Below are 14,245 nucleotides of genomic sequence, written 5' to 3'. Positions count from 1 at the left end.
CGTCCGGTCGGACGGCGCGGCAGCTCGCGCTCGGCAGAGCGTCCTCGAAGGACGCAACGGCGTCAGTACAGGATCGACGCCTTGCCGCGCGGCCACGCGAGCGTGGCGTAGATCTGCACCATCGCCGCCTGGCCCAGCAGCTCGGTGGTCTCGCCGTCGGCCGGGAACAGCCCGGTCTCGGGGTCGCGCACGTCACGCCACTGCGCGTCCGCGTAGGCCGCCATCGCGTCCCGGTAGGTGTGCCCGCCGGTCACCGACTCCAGCAGCAGGAGGTTCTTGAACCAGATGGAGTTGAAGAACATGGGCTGCCCGTCGAGCCTGCCCTCGGTGACGTAGTACTGGTACGACGCCTGCGCGATCGCCTCGGCCTTGCGCAGGTACTCCGCCTTGCCCGTCGCCTGGTACAGCAGGGTGTACGTGCCCACCGGCACGCCCTGGTTGTAGGACCAGTGGGTCTTGTCGATCGACCCGTCGAGCTTGATGTTGTCCCAGTACAGCCCGTCCGGGGCCAGCAGGTAGCGGTCGGTCCAGTCCGTCATCCGCTCGGCCCAGCGCAGGTAGTCGGCGTCCCCGGTGATCAGGTACAGCCGCGCGGCGAGCTGTGCGCCCGGCATCGTGGAGACGGTGTTGCGGTCGGTGCTCCACGTCGCCTGCGTCCAGAACACGCCGCCCGGCGCCGGGTGGGTCGGGTCGGTGTCCCACCCCGACGCCACGAGGTCGAAGATCTCCTCGGCCCGGTCGAGCGCCGCGTCGTCGCCCGTGTCCAGGTACTGCTGCACCTTGGCGAGCGCCACCCACTCGTTGTCGTCGTAGAACATGTCGCCGCCGCCGCCGTACGGCGCCCGCGGGTACGAGTCGTAGCCGGGCAGGCCCGTCGTGCCGCCGCCGGCGTTCCAGAACCGCTCCTGCCCGACGCCGCGGTCGGCGAGGTCGTCGGCGAACCCGCGGCCGGTGCGGCCCGGGATGCCCGCGAGGTCGAGCGTGGCGATGTGCGCCTGGGAGAACGGCCACTCGAACGAGTACGTCCGGTCGTCCGCCTTGCTCGGGTAGTGCTCCAGGTACAGCGACGACCCGTCGTCGGCGTACAGGTGCTCCTGCATGGCCTCGTAGCTGGCCACCGCGCGCGCCTCCTGCGTGCGCGGCGAGACGCCGTGCCGTCCCGTGTCGACGTCCGCGGACGCGGGGGCGGCGGCGGCCGCCCCCAGCGCGCACGCCAGCGCGGCGACCGTACCGACTGCTCTGGTGAACCTCATCGTCTCTCCTTCGCTCGGGGGTGCTCGGGTCTCAGCGGCGCACGCGCAGCGTGACCACCTGGAACGGGGACAGCTCGAGGAGCACGTCGTCACCGTCGCGCTGCGCGGCGTCCAGCGGCCGCTCCAGCAGGTCGGTCACGACGACCCCGGTGTGCGCGAACCCCGGCGTGAACCGGGTGCGCGCGCGGCCGCCGCGGCTCTCGTAGAGGCGCACGACGACGTCGCCGCTGCCGTCCTCGGCGAGCTTGACGGCCTCGACGACGACGGCGTCGTCGTCCACGACGACCAGCGGCTCCACGCCGTGGTCGCCCGTGACGACGCGCTCGGGCAGGTTCAGCGCGTAGCCCGCCCGGATGGCGTCGTCGATGCCGGCCCCGACGACGAGCTCGCAGCGCAGCTCGTGCTCGCCCTGGTCGGCGTCGGGGTCGGGGAACATCGGCGCGCGCAGCAGCGAGAGCCGCACGGTGGTGCCGCGGGCGCCCTGCGCGTCGGTCGCGTCGTCGGCCCGGGTGCGCGTGATGTCGTGCCCGTAGGTGGAGTCGTTCGCGACGGCCACCCCGAAGCCGGGCTCGGCGACGTGCACCCACCGGTGCGCGACCGTCTCGAACCGCGCGTGGTCCCACGACGTGTTGACGTGCGTCGGCCGGTGCACGTGCCCGAACTGGATCTCCGACGTCGCGCGCTCGGCCCGCACGTCCAGGGGGAACGCGAGCTTGAGGAGCTTCTGCCGCTCGTGCCAGTCGACGCGCGTCGTGATCTGCAGCCCCCGGCCGTCGACCGGCAGGGCCAGGTCCTGCTCGATGCGCGACGCACCGACCTCGCGCAGCACACGCAGCGCCGGGCCGGCGTCGGTCGTGACGACCTCGATCTTCGCCACGTCCGTGACGTCCGTGGTGCTGCGGCGGTAGTGCTCGTCGATGTCCCACGCCTCCCACTCGTTGGGGACGTCGCGGTGCAGCTGGAGCAGGTTCCCGCGCGCGCCGGGCAGGATCGCCTCGCGCCCGCTCGCCCGGTCGACGGCGGACACCACGTGCCCGGCGGCGTCGACGACCACGCGCACCAGGTCGTTCTCCAGCACCCAGCCGTCCGCGTCGCCCGCCGGACCGGACACCGGGGTCACCGTGCCCGCGCCGCGCGCCGCGTCCAGCGCCGTGGCACCGAGCCCCGCGACGCCGTCGCGCGCGAACGGGCCGGCGTTGACGGCGACGGGGCGGTCCCCGTCGCCCACCAGTGCGCGGAGCGCGTCGGCCACGATCTCCTCGAGCTCGCGCGCCACCTCGGCGTAGTTGCGCTCCGCCTCGCGGTGCACCCAGGCGATGGACGACCCCGGCAGGATGTCGTGGAACTGCTGCAGCAGCACGGTGCGCCACAGCCGCTGGAGCCGCTCGGCCGGGTACTCGGCCCCGGTCCGCACGGCAGCGGTGGCGGCCCACAGCTCGGCCTCGCGCAGCAGGTGCTCGCTGCGCCGGTTGCCGCGCTTGGTCCGGGCCTGCGAGGTGTACGTGCCGCGGTGGTACTCGAGGTACATCTCCCCCGTCCACGTGGGCGGGGCGGCGTACTCGGCGCGCGCGGCGTCGAAGAAGGCCTGCGAGTCGGACAGCTCGACGCGCGGGGACCCCTCGAGGTCGTGCGTGCGGCGCGCGGCGGCCACCATCTCGCGGGTGGGGCCGCCGCCGCCGTCGCCGAACCCGAACGGCACGAGCGACGTGTTGGCGCGGCCCTTCTCGGCGTACTGGCGCTCGGCGCGCGCCAGCTCCTCGGCCGACAGGTCCGAGTTGTACGTGTCCACGGGCGGGAAGTGCGTGAAGACGCGGCTGCCGTCGATGCCCTCCCACCAGAAGGTGTGGTGCGGCATCGTGTTCGTGTCGTTCCACGAGATCTTCTGCGTGAGGAAGTTGTCGCTGCCCGCGAGCCGGGCGAGCTGCGGCAGCGCGGCCGTGTAGCCGAAGGAGTCGGGCAGCCACACCTCCTTGGGCTCCACGCCCAGCTCCTCGATGAAGTACCGCTTGCCGGCCACGAGCTGGCGCGCCAGCGCCTCGCCGCCGGGCATGTTGGTGTCGGACTCGACCCACATGCCGCCCACCGGCACGAACCGGCCTTCACGCACCCGCTCGCGGATCCGCTCGAACAGCTCGGGGTAGTGCTCCTGCACCCACGAGTACTGCTGCGCCGACGAGCACGCGAACTTCACGTCCGGGTCCTCGTCCATCAGCGCCAGCACGTTGGAGAACGTGCGCGCGCACTTGCGCACGGTCTCGCGCGTGGGCCACAGCCACGCGGAGTCGATGTGCGCGTGCCCGACGGCGTGCACGCGGTGCGCGGACGCGGCGGCGGGGCTGGCCAGGGCGCCCGCGAGCGCCGCCCGGCCCGCGGCGGCGGTGCCGGCCACGTCGTCCGGGTCGACGGCGTCGAGCATGTCCTCCAGCGCCCGCAGCACCTCGGCCGCGCGCGGCGTGCTGCCGGGCAGCACGCGCACCAGGCCGTGCAGGGCGCGCACGTCCTGGAGCAGCTCCCAGGTGGTCTCGTCGACGAGCGCGAGGTGCATGGTGCGCAGCGCGTAGATCGGGTCGGGGCCGGACGTGTCCCAGGCGCCCATCCGCGTCGGCCGCGTCCAGGCGCCGCCCGGCACGTCGGGGTTGGCCGCCGCCTCGACGTAGAGGTCGACGCGACCGTCGGCGTCGAGCGCCTGCCCGGCCACGAGCGGCACGTGCTTGTTGCGGGGCTCGACGGCCTTGATGATCCGGCCGTCCGGGGTCCAGGCGGTGCCCTCGGCCTGGAAGCCGGGGCCGGCGCCCGTGAAACCGAGGTCGACGACGAGCTCCACCCGCGTGCCCGCGGGCGCGGCGTCCCCGGCCCACCCCGCGGGGACGGCACCGGTGACGTGGAACCAGGTGGTGTCCCACGGGCGCCCCCAAGGGGTGCCGATCGCGAACGGCGCGTACGTGGCCCGGGAGGCCTCGTCGAACGGCACCGGCTCCCCGCCGACGGTCCACGCCTCGACGTCGAGCGGCCGGGTCTCGCGCAGGACGGCGGGCTCCAGCCAGTCCTTCACGAAGCGCTCGAGACGCATGGTGGTGCGGGTGGTGGTGTCGTGCATGGATCAAGCTCCTGGTGAGGGGTGGGACGGTGGGACAGGTCAGGGCGGAGTCAGCCCTTGACGGCTCCGGCGAGCGCGAACGACGAGCCGGAGAGCCGCGAGACGAGCACGTAGAGCGCGACCGCGGGGATGGAGTAGAGCATCGAGTACGCCGCGAGCTGGCCGTAGGCCACGGAGCCGTACTGGCCGAAGAACGCGAAGATGCTCACGGCTGCCGGCTGCTTCTCGGGGGTCAGCAGCAGCACGAAGGGGACGAAGAAGTTTCCCCAGGCCTGGATGAACACGAAGATGAACACGACGGCGATGCCGGGCCGCATGAGCGGCAGGACGATGGTGCGCAGCGTCGTCATGGCCGACGCGCCGTCGGTCCATGCCGCCTCCTCGAGGGAGATCGGCACGGAGTCCATGAAGTTCTTCGTCATCCAGATCGCCATGGGCAGCGACGTCGCCGCCATGAAGAACGTGGTGCCGGGGAGCGAGTCGAGCAGGTTGAGCTTCACGAACAGCGAGTAGACCGGCACCATCATGGCCGTGATCGGCAGGCAGGTGCCGAAGAGGACGGCGTACATGAACGGCTTGTTGAAGCGCATCCGGTAGCGCGACAGGGGGTACGCCGCGAGCACGGACGCCACCACGGTGATGAGGCCGGTGCCGGCAGACAGGACGAACGCGTTCGTCAGCGGCACCCACGTCTGCTCGGGGGTCATGACGGCGGTGAAGTTGGCGAGCGTGAACGTCTCCGGCAGGCCGACGGCGAGGGTGGCGTTCGCGTCGAGGGACGCGAGCACGATCCAGCCGAGCGGCAGCAGGAAGCACAGCCCGACGACGAGGAGGACGACGTTCGACAGGGCACGGGCGGCGCGGGGCCCGGGCGCGGCGACGGACGGGGAGGTCCGTCGTCGCACGGGCGGGGCGACGACGTCGGGCACCGGCGAGGGCGCGGGGACGGTCTGGGCCATCAGTCGACCTCCGGCTTCAGGCTGCGGATGTACACGACGGAGAAGACGGCGCCGATGATCAGCATCACGGTGGCGATCGCGGTGCCGTAGCCGACCTGGGCGAACTTGAACGCCTCCTGGTAGGCGAGGATCGGCAGCGTCGAGCTGTCGGTGCCCGGGCCACCGCCGGTCATCACGTAGATGAGGGTGAACACCGAGAGGGTCTGCAGCGTCGTGAGCATGAGGTTGGTGGAGATGCTGCGCCGGATGGTGGGCAGCGTGACCCACACGAGCCGCTGGACGCCGTTGGCGCCGTCGACGGTGGCCGCCTCGGTGATCTCGGGCGGCACCTCCGCGATGGCGGCGGAGTAGACCATCATCGAGAACGCCGTGCCGCGCCAGACGTTCGCGAGGATGACGGCGAGCATCGGGTGGTCGAACAGCCAGTCCGGGCCGGCGATCCCGACGCCGGCGAGCAGGGAGTTCAGTGTGCCGTCCGCGTGGAAGAACGCGTAGGCGGCGAACGCGGCGACGATCTCCGGCAGCACCCACGCCGTCACGACGAGCGTCGAGACGACCGCGCGGACGGGCTTGAGGGCGGAGCGCATGAGCATCGCGAGGCCGAGGCCGGCGACGTTCTGCCCGATCACCGCGGACGCGATGACGAAGAGCACCGTGAGCCACAGCGCCTTCGGGAAGTCCGGGTCGCCGAGCAGCTGGACGTAGTTGTCCAGGCCCACCCACTCGGGGTTGGCGGCGGCCGGGCCCGTCAGGGCGGCGTTGGTGAACGAGCCGTAGAACGACCAGACGACCGGCCCGAGCATGAACAGCGCGAGCAGGACGACGGCGGGGAGCAGCGGCACGAGGCGGCCGGCGGTGCGGCGCACCGGAGTGCGCCGCACCGTCGACGGCCCCGCGCCCGGCGCCGCGGACGGCGCGGGGGCGAGGGCGGTCACGTCGTCAGCCGTTCGTCGTGTTCTCTTCGCCGACCTGGGAGACGACGGCCTTGTCGTAGGTCGCGGCGGCCTCCTCGGGCGACTTCTGGCCGGTCATCACCGACTCCATCGCGACCTGGATCGCGTTAGAGATCTGCGCGTAGTCGGACGTGGCCGGGCGGAAGTTCGTCACGCCGACGAGGTCGGAGAAGAACGGCACCGTCGGGTTCGCCTCGGAGTACGAGGGCTCCGCCGCGACGTCCTTGCGCACCGCGATCTGGCTGTTGTCGATCGCGAACCGCAGCGAGTTCTCCTTGTCGAGGGCGTGCGTGAGGACGTCGAACGCCACGTCGGGGTTCTTCGACCCGGCGCCGATCGCCATCGTCCACCCGCCGGACATGCTGACCGCGCCGGGCGCCTGGCCGTCCTGGGTCGGCATGGCGGCGGTGCCCATGACGTCCGTCCACTCGGGCCACGGCGCCGTGCCCTCCTTGAGCCACGTGCCCGGCATCCACGAGCCATCGAGCGAGATGCCCAGCTTGCCCTTGGGCAGCCACTCCGCCGAGACCGTATTGCCCACGTTCGGGTCGAGCGCCTGCTGCGGCGTGGGGGCAAGGCCCTCGGTGTAGATGGTCTTGATGAAGTCGAGCGAGTCCACGAACTCCTGCGACCCGACCACCCACTTCGCGGAGTCGGTGTCGTAGAGCGTGCCGCCCGTGCCGTAGAGCAGCATCTCGAAGCCCTGCATCGTCGACCCCTCGCCCATCGGCTTGCCGGAGTAGACGTTGAGCGGGATGACGTCCGGCTCGGCCTTCTTGATGGCGCGCGCGGCCTCGAGAAGCTCGTCCCAGGACTTCGGTGCCCAGTCGTCCGGCAGCCCGGCCTTGGCGAGCACGTCCTTGTTGAACCAGAGCCCGCGGGTGTCGGTGCCCATGGGGACGCCGTACGTCTTGCCGTCGTCGCCCAGGCCGGCCTGCTTGGCCTGGTCCACGAACTGGCCCCAGTCCTTCCAGTCGGCGAGGTAGTCGTCCATCGGCAGCAGGTACCCCGCCTCGACGTCGGACTTGATCATGAACGTGTCCTCGTACATGAGGTCGGGCGCCGTGGCGGGCGCCCGGTTCATCAGCGCGAGCTTGGTGAAGTAGTCGTTCTGGCTGGCCTCGATCGGCACGAGCTCGATCGTGACGTCGGGGTTCTCCTTCTCGTACTCGGCCTTGACGTCCTTGAACAGCTCGTCGGCCTGCGTGAAGTTGCCGAACTTCTGGTAGGCGATCTTGATCGTCGCGTCACCGTCTTCGCCGCCACTGCCCCCCGAGCCGCAGGCTGCGAGGGCGAGGACGAGTGCCGTGACCGCGGTGCTCGCGGCGAGGGGTCGTGCCAGTCGCATGGTGCTCCTTTGCCCACATGAGTGGCCCGACGACGCCGGGCCGGCTGACGCGATTAACTCAAGCGAATTGAGTTAATGCTGTCAAGGGCGCAGGCGCACCCTGTGGCACGGATCGACCGGAAATCTCCCGCGAACCGGGCGGGAACCTGTCGGGACTCGAGCGGGACGGGCTACGAGCGGACGACCGCGCCCGGCGGCGTCGCGCCGACGAGGTCAGACGGGCGGGGCGAGAACAGGCCGTCGAGGACCAGGCTGGCGGCGCCCACCGCGCCGACGTGGTCCCCCACGGCGGAGCCCAGCACCTCGACGGCGTGCACCTCCCGCAACGTCGCCTGCAGGGTCAGCTCCCGCCGCACCACCGGCAGGTAGTGCGGGGCCAGGCGCGCCCACGCCGGCCCGCCGAACACCACCACCCCGGCGTCCATCAGGTCCGCCACGACCGTGATCCCCCGGGCCACCCGCCGCGCCGACACCTCGAGGATCCCCGCCGCGACGGCGTCGCCGTCCGCAGCGTGCCGGCACAGCGTCGTGAGCGCGGCGTCGAGCTCGCGGGGCGAGGACGCCGGGGTGTCCGGCGGCAGGACGCCGCTCGCGACGGCCTCGGCGACGAGCGTGGCGGGCGCCGCGGAGACCCCGATGCACCCGCGGCTGCCGCAGCCGCACAGCGGGCCGTCGTTGTCGACCACGAGGTGGCCCACCTCCCCCGCGTTCCGCGTCGAGCCCGTGAGCAGCTCGCCGTCGTGCGCGACCGCGACGGCCACGCCGAAGCCCGAGTAGAAGAACAACGACGTGCCGCGCTGCATCCGGTTGCCGCGCCACAGCTCGGCGACCATCGCCGCCGACACGTCCTTGTCGAGCACGACGTCGAAGCCGGTCGCGGCCGCCAGGAGGTCCCGCACGGGCACCTCGCCCCAGCCGTCCAGCAGCGGCGGCCGCAGCACCGTGCCCGCGTTCAGGTCCACGGGGCCGGGCGCGGCCACGCCCAGGCCGAGCACCGCCTCCCGGTCCACGCCGGCGCGCCGGAGCATCGCGTCCGTGGCCGCGGCGACCGCCTCCGCGACGGCCTCCGGCCCGGCCGGGGTGGGCTCCACGACCTTCTCCAGGGTCCGGCCGTCGAGGTCCACCAGCACCGAGGTCACGACCACGGGGTCGATGTGCGTGCCCAGCGCGTACGCGCCCCGAGGGTCGAGGTACAGCATCGTGCGGGGCTTGCCGCGGCCCGTGGACCGCCGCTCGCCCTCCACGACGTAGCCGTGCGCGATCAGCCGCGCCACGATGTTCGAGACCGCCTGCAGGGACAGCCCTGTCCCGGCGGCGAGCTCGCTGCGGCTCGTCCCGTCCGGCGCTCGCCGCACCTGGTCGAGCACCACCATCTGGTTGAAGTCGCCCACCCGCGGCAGATTGGTCCCGCGACGCACCGTGTCCCTCACCTCGTCCGTCCGACGGTTGCAGCGTAGACGTCCGGCGCGGGGAAGCGTTCTCCGTGGTCGCCGTCCGGGCCACTACAGTGCACTCCGACACCGCAGTGCCGCAGGAAGTCCGGAGGAACCCGATGGCGCAGTTCGACCTGCCCGTGCCCGAGCTCGAGGCGTACGTCCCCCTGATCGACGAGCCCGCCGACTTCGACGAGTTCTGGTCGCGGACCCTGGCCGAGAGCCGCGCGCACGACGACGCGCCCGTGCTGGAGCGCGTGGACACCGGGCTGACGGAGCTCGTCGTGGACGACGTGACCTTCCCCGGCTTCGGTGGCCAGCCGGTCAAGGCGTGGCTGACCCGGCCCGCACGCCACGACGCCGCCACCGACGGCCCCCTGCCGGCCGTCGTCGAGTTCGTCGGGTACGGCGGCGGCCGCGGCCTCGCGCACGACCACCTGGGCGTCGCGGCGGCGGGGTACGCGCACCTCGTCATGGACACCCGCGGCCAGGGCTCGGGCTGGGGCCACGGCGGCGACACCCCCGACCCGGTGGGCAGCGGCCCCGCCTCCCCCGGCTTCATGACGCGCGGCGTGCTCGACCCGCACGACCACTACTACCGGCGCGTCTTCACCGACGGCGTGCGGGCCGTGGACGCCGTCCGCCAGGTCGCCGGCATCGACCCGGCGCGCGTGGCCGTCACCGGCACGAGCCAGGGCGGCGGCATCGCGATCGCCGTCGCGGGCCTCGTGCCGGACGTCGCGGCCGCGGCCCCCAACGTGCCGTTCCTGTGCCACTACCGCCGCGCCGTGCAGATCTCGGACGCGTTCCCGTACGCGGAGATCACGCAGTACCTGTCGGTGCACCGGGAGCACGAGGACGCCGTCTGGCGCACGTTCTCCTACCTGGACGGCGTCTCGTTCGCCCGCCGCGCCCGCGCCGCCGGTCTGTTCTCCACGGCTCTGCGGGACGACGTGTGCCCGCCGTCGACCGTCTACGCCGCCTACAACCAGTGGGGCGCGCACGGTGACACCACCCCGGACAAGGCGATCGACGTCTACCCCTACAACCGGCACGAGGGCGGCCAGGGCTACCGCTTCGCCCCGACGCTGGCCTGGCTGTCCAAGCACCTCTGACCGCGAGGTAGTCCAGGTCCCCACGAGGTAATTGAGATCTCCGCGAGGTAGCAGCGCCCACCGCGAGGTAGTAGGCCCCACCGCGAGGTAGTTGAGATCTCCGCGAGGTAGTTCAGGTCCCCGCGAGGTAGTTCAGGTCCCCGCGAGGTAGTTGAGATCCCCGCGAGGTAGTTGAGACCTCCGCGAGGTAGTCCGCGTCGCGCGGGACGCGAACTACCTCGCGGAGACCTGAACTACCTCACCGCCCGCAGGACTACCTCGCGAAGGTCCCAACTACTTCACCGCTCCCCGCACTACCTCGCGGAGGTCTCAACTACCTCGCGGTGGGCCTATCTCACGGTGAGCCCGACTACCTCACCGCTCGCTGCACTACCTCGCCGCCCACAGAACTACCTCGCGGTGATTTGAACTACCTCGCGGAGACCTGAACTACCTCGCGGTGGCTCGCGCGGGACCGGTCGGCGGTCAGGGCAGGAGGCGGGCGCCCTGCGCGGGGCCGGAGGTGCACCAGACGGCGTCGGCGGCACCCTCGGCCGTCCAGGACGCGGCGACGGCGAGCGCGTGCTGGCGCGACCGGGCGAGCGCCGCCACGGTGGGCCCGGACCCGGACACGAGCGTGCCGAGCGCGCCTGCGTCCCGGGCGACGGCGAGCGTGCGCTCCAGCTCAGGCCGGAGGGACAGCGCGGCAGGTTCGAGGTCGTTGTGGAGCGCGCGCCCGAGGGCGTGCGCGTCACCGGCGCGCAGCGCCTGCATGAGCCCGTTGTCCTCCGCGAGGCTCGGGTCGGCCGGCGCGCTGCCGTCGTCGTCCGCGAGCTCGTCGAAGCGACCGTACACGGCGGGCGTGGACAGCCCCTCCTCCTGGGTGGCGAACACCCAGTGGAACTCGCCGCGCGTCATCGCCGGCGTCAGCAGGTGTCCCCGGCCGGTGCCGACGGCGGTGTGCCCGAGGAGGGCGAAGGGGACGTCGGAGCCGAGCTCGGCGGCGATCGCCGCCAGGTCGTGGCGGCTCATGCCGGTCTGCCACAGCGCGTCGCACGCGACGAGCGTCGCGGCGGCGTCGGCCGAGCCGCCCGCCATGCCGCCGGCCACCGGGACCCCCTTGGCCAGGTGCAGCGCCACGTCCGGCGTCGCCCCGACCCGTTGAGCCAGGGCCACCGCCGCCCGCCAGGCGAGGTTCGACTCGTCCACCGGCACCCGGTCGGCCTGGGGACCGTCCACGGTGATCGTCACGCCGGCGCCCTCGGGCACCTGGGTGGCGGTGACCTCCTCGTAGAGCGCCACGGCCTGGAAGATCGTCGCCAGCGGGTGGTACCCGTCGTCCTGCACCGCGCCGACACGCAGCGACAGGTTCACCTTCCCCGGCGCGCGCACGCGGACCGACGGCGACGGAGCGGCAGCGAGGTGCGTCACGCGTCCACCGTGCCAGCAGCGACCGGAAGCTGCTCGGCGATCCGCGCGAAGTCCTCCACGCCGAGGCGCTCCCCCCGCAGCCCGGGGTCGACGCCCGCGGCGCGCAGCGCCTCCTCGGCGGCGGCGCCCGAGCCGAACGTGCCCGACAGGGCGGCGCGCAGCGTCTTGCGCCGCTGCGCGAACGCGGCGTCGACGACGGCGAACACCTGCTCGCGGGTGGCGGTCGTGACCGGCGGGTCACGACGCTCCAGCCACACGAGCGCGGAGTCCACGTTGGGCTCGGGCCAGAACACGTGCCGGCTGACGTTGAGCGACCGGCGCGTGTCCGCGTACCAGGCCGCCTTCACCGACGGCACGCCGTAGGTGCGCGACCCCGGCCCGGCGGCGAGCCGGTCCGCGACCTCCGCCTGCACCATCACGAGGACGCGCTCCAGGGTCGGGAACCGCTGGAGGAAGGTGAGCAGCACCGGCACGGCGACGTTGTACGGCAGGTTCGCGACGAGCGCGGTCGGCGGCTCGCCCGGCAGCTCCGTCACCTCGAGGGCGTCGGCGGGGACCACCTCGAAGTCCGCGTCGGGAGCGTGCCGCCGCACCGTCTCGGTGATCTGCCCCGCGAGCACCCGGTCGATCTCGACGGCGACGACGGACGCGCCCGCCTCGAGCAGCCCGAGCGTCAGGGACCCCAGGCCCGGTCCGATCTCGACGACCCGCTCCCCCGGCGTCAGCCCAGCGGCGCGCACGATCTTGCGGACCGTGCCGCCGTCGTGCACGAAGTTCTGCCCGAGCGTCTTGGTGGGGCGCACGCCGAGGCGCCCTGCCAGCTCGCGGATCTCCGCAGGGCCGAGCAGGGCGCCAGGGGTGTGGGTCATGGGGCCGAGTCTATTCGGCGGCACGCACCGTGCCGGTCGAAGCCGGTCGAAGCCGGTCGAAGCCGGCCGAAGCCGGCCGACGCCGACCGAAGCCGAGCGAAGCCGACCCGGGTCTCAGTACCAGCCGACCGACTCCGAGTGGCCCCAGGCGCCGCACGGCGTGCCGTACACGTCGGCGATGTAGCCGAGGCCCCACTCGATCTGCGTGGCGGGGTTGGTCTGCCAGTCCGAGCCGGCCGACACCATCTTCGAGCCGGGCAGCGCCTGCGGGATGCCGTAGGCGCCGGACGACGGGTTGGACGCCGAGGCGCTCCAGCCCGACTCCTTGGTCCACAGCGACTCGAGGCACGTCCACTCCGAGCCGGACCACCCGCGGGCCGCGGCCATCTGCTGGCCGATCGACCGGGTCGAGCCCGAGAACGTCGTGGTCGTGGCAGCCGCCGGCTCCTCCGGACGCTCCTTCGTGCCCTTCACCAGCACGCGGGTCACGGGCTTGGCGGTGACCTTGTCGGAGAGCTTGGTCTTCTTGACGACCTTGCCGTCGACCGTGGTGACCTGGCGGACGATCGTGCGCTCGCCGTCCTTGCCCTGCTTCGCGACCTTGGCGTCGAGGTCGGAGTACCGGTCGTCCGACGTCTTGGTCCTGGTGCCGTGGGCGATCGCCTTCGTGGTCGTGACCTTCTTGGTCTCGACGCGCTGGACGACGACGGCCACCTGCGGCGTGGCGGGGGCGTCCGCGGCCTGCTCGGTCGAGGCGACCTCCTCGGTCGTCGCGGTGGCCTTGCCGGCCTGCTTCTCCTGCTTCTCCTGCTTCGCGACCGCGGCCGTCACGCCCTTCTTCACGTCGGGGTTGGCGGTGCCGGTCACCTGCACGCGGTCCTTGGCGCCGAGGTCGACGTCGGCCTGGTGCAGCACGCCCGCGACGTCGTCCGCGCCCTCGACGACGTCCGTGGTGCCGTCGTGCACGACGGCCACCGGGCCGTCGGTGTCGACGTCCACGGGCAGCGTGGCGCGGTCGCCCGAGCGGGACGCGACGATCCGCACGTCGCCACCCCGGGCGGTGAGGGTGTCCAGCGCCTCGTCCGCGTCGAGCGCGGTGACCCACACGTCGTCCTGCTTGCCGTCCACCTGGAGCGTGAGCTCCTTGCCGGAGCGGACCACGATGTCGGCGCCGTCCTCGAGCTCGTCGCCCGCGGCGGGAGTCACGAGGTCGCGGTCGCCGACGACGACGCCCTGCGACGTCAGCAGGTCGTCGACGGAGCCGGAGTAGGAGGTGACGGTGCGCACGGCGCCGTCGACGTCGAGCGTCACGGTCTTGCGGGCGTCGGCGTAGGCGACGGCCCCGCCGGCGACGGCGACCGCGGCAGCAGTCGCGGCGGCCACGAGAGGCCAGCGGCGGCGATGAGTCGGGGCGGTCGTGGCCGGCGCCGCAGGCTCGGGGGCCGGCACGGCGGGCACAGGAGAGGTCTGAGGGGTGCGGGTCACGAGAGTCCAGTCGTCGTGCTGTCCGGGCACGGTCGTCGAGGGCGGGCCTCGACGACCCGTCACGCACCGGGGCGGCGCGGTCGCGCCTCGCTCCCGGCCTCCGCGCCCTGAGGCGCCGAGTACCGACCCACCGATCCGGCGGTCTTCCCGTCGCGGCCCGTACACCTGAACGGTGCGGCTCGCCTGCGGGACACACGACCGTAACCGATTCGTTATTGAGAACCTAATCCCGCGGCGCGGTCGTGACGAGCACCACGGTCGCCGTGGCGGAGCCGCCGGCCGTGCCCCGACCCTGGGACGGACGAAGGCCCGCCGCCCGACCC

The 14,245-nt window shown here is 72.8% G+C and carries 10 protein-coding genes; 1 reads left to right on the top strand and 9 read right to left on the bottom strand.

Features of this window, described 5'->3' with window-relative positions:
* Positions 1-62: 62 nt before the first annotated feature.
* The 6 genes from ACFT55_RS13120 to ACFT55_RS13095 form a co-directional block, all read right to left on the bottom strand.
* On the bottom strand, positions 63-1,253 hold the full coding sequence (locus ACFT55_RS13120) for a glycoside hydrolase family 76 protein (RefSeq protein WP_380244278.1): 1,191 nt from the start codon (positions 1,251-1,253) through the stop codon (positions 63-65).
* 31 nt (positions 1,254-1,284) lie between these two features.
* Positions 1,285-4,350 (bottom strand): alpha-mannosidase, encoded by a 3,066-nt coding sequence (locus ACFT55_RS13115; protein WP_380244277.1) that lies wholly within the window; start codon positions 4,348-4,350, stop codon positions 1,285-1,287.
* A 50-nt stretch (positions 4,351-4,400) separates the two neighbouring features.
* Positions 4,401-5,309 (bottom strand): carbohydrate ABC transporter permease, encoded by a 909-nt coding sequence (locus ACFT55_RS13110; RefSeq protein ID WP_380244276.1) that lies wholly within the window; start codon positions 5,307-5,309, stop codon positions 4,401-4,403.
* Positions 5,309-6,244 carry a carbohydrate ABC transporter permease gene (locus tag ACFT55_RS13105; protein WP_380244275.1) on the bottom strand — a complete coding sequence of 312 codons (936 nt, stop codon included), beginning with the start codon at positions 6,242-6,244 and terminating at the stop codon, positions 5,309-5,311. Before ACFT55_RS13105 ends, ACFT55_RS13110 begins: the two co-directional genes overlap by 1 nt.
* Before the next feature lie 4 nt (positions 6,245-6,248).
* Positions 6,249-7,610, bottom strand: a complete 1,362-nt coding sequence (locus ACFT55_RS13100) for an ABC transporter substrate-binding protein (RefSeq protein ID WP_380244274.1) — start codon at positions 7,608-7,610, stop codon at positions 6,249-6,251.
* 170 nt (positions 7,611-7,780) lie between these two features.
* Positions 7,781-9,001 carry an ROK family transcriptional regulator gene (locus tag ACFT55_RS13095; RefSeq protein WP_380244273.1) on the bottom strand — a complete coding sequence of 407 codons (1,221 nt, stop codon included), beginning with the start codon at positions 8,999-9,001 and terminating at the stop codon, positions 7,781-7,783.
* A 161-nt stretch (positions 9,002-9,162) separates the two neighbouring features.
* On the opposite strand from ACFT55_RS13095, the gene ACFT55_RS13090 reads away from it, so the two are divergent.
* Positions 9,163-10,158 carry an acetylxylan esterase gene (locus ACFT55_RS13090; protein ID WP_380244272.1) on the top strand — a complete coding sequence of 332 codons (996 nt, stop codon included), beginning with the start codon at positions 9,163-9,165 and terminating at the stop codon, positions 10,156-10,158.
* Between the two features lie 465 nt (positions 10,159-10,623).
* On the opposite strand, the gene ACFT55_RS13085 is transcribed toward ACFT55_RS13090, so the two are convergent.
* From ACFT55_RS13085 to ACFT55_RS13075, 3 genes are all read right to left on the bottom strand, one after another.
* Positions 10,624-11,568, bottom strand: a complete 945-nt coding sequence (locus ACFT55_RS13085; protein WP_380244271.1) for a 4-(cytidine 5'-diphospho)-2-C-methyl-D-erythritol kinase — start codon at positions 11,566-11,568, stop codon at positions 10,624-10,626.
* Positions 11,565-12,437 carry a 16S rRNA (adenine(1518)-N(6)/adenine(1519)-N(6))-dimethyltransferase RsmA gene (gene rsmA / locus ACFT55_RS13080; protein WP_380244270.1) on the bottom strand — a complete coding sequence of 291 codons (873 nt, stop codon included), beginning with the start codon at positions 12,435-12,437 and terminating at the stop codon, positions 11,565-11,567. Before rsmA ends, ACFT55_RS13085 begins: the two co-directional genes overlap by 4 nt.
* A gap of 114 nt (positions 12,438-12,551) precedes the next feature.
* On the bottom strand, positions 12,552-13,922 hold the full coding sequence (locus ACFT55_RS13075) for a G5 domain-containing protein (protein WP_380244269.1): 1,371 nt from the start codon (positions 13,920-13,922) through the stop codon (positions 12,552-12,554).
* Between the last annotated feature and the right edge of the window lie 323 nt (positions 13,923-14,245).

It is taken from the genome of Isoptericola sp. NPDC057191, assembly GCF_042670225.1.
Classification (GTDB): domain Bacteria; phylum Actinomycetota; class Actinomycetes; order Actinomycetales; family Cellulomonadaceae; genus Isoptericola.
Note: the sequence above shows the minus strand (reverse complement) of the source record. Positions and strands in the feature narration are given on the sequence as shown.

Bases quoted from the DNA above. Each gene is read 5' to 3' on its own strand.
- ACFT55_RS13120 (WP_380244278.1), bottom strand. From the start codon at position 1,253: ATGAGGTTCACCAGAGCAGTCGGTACGGTCGCCGCGCTGGCGTGCGCG.
- ACFT55_RS13115 (WP_380244277.1), bottom strand. From the start codon at position 4,350: ATGCACGACACCACCACCCGCACCACCATGCGTCTCGAGCGCTTCGTG.
- ACFT55_RS13110 (WP_380244276.1), bottom strand. From the start codon at position 5,309: ATGGCCCAGACCGTCCCCGCGCCCTCGCCGGTGCCCGACGTCGTCGCC.
- ACFT55_RS13100 (WP_380244274.1), bottom strand. From the start codon at position 7,610: ATGCGACTGGCACGACCCCTCGCCGCGAGCACCGCGGTCACGGCACTC.
- ACFT55_RS13090 (WP_380244272.1), top strand. From the start codon at position 9,163: ATGGCGCAGTTCGACCTGCCCGTGCCCGAGCTCGAGGCGTACGTCCCC.
- rsmA (WP_380244270.1), bottom strand. From the start codon at position 12,437: ATGACCCACACCCCTGGCGCCCTGCTCGGCCCTGCGGAGATCCGCGAG.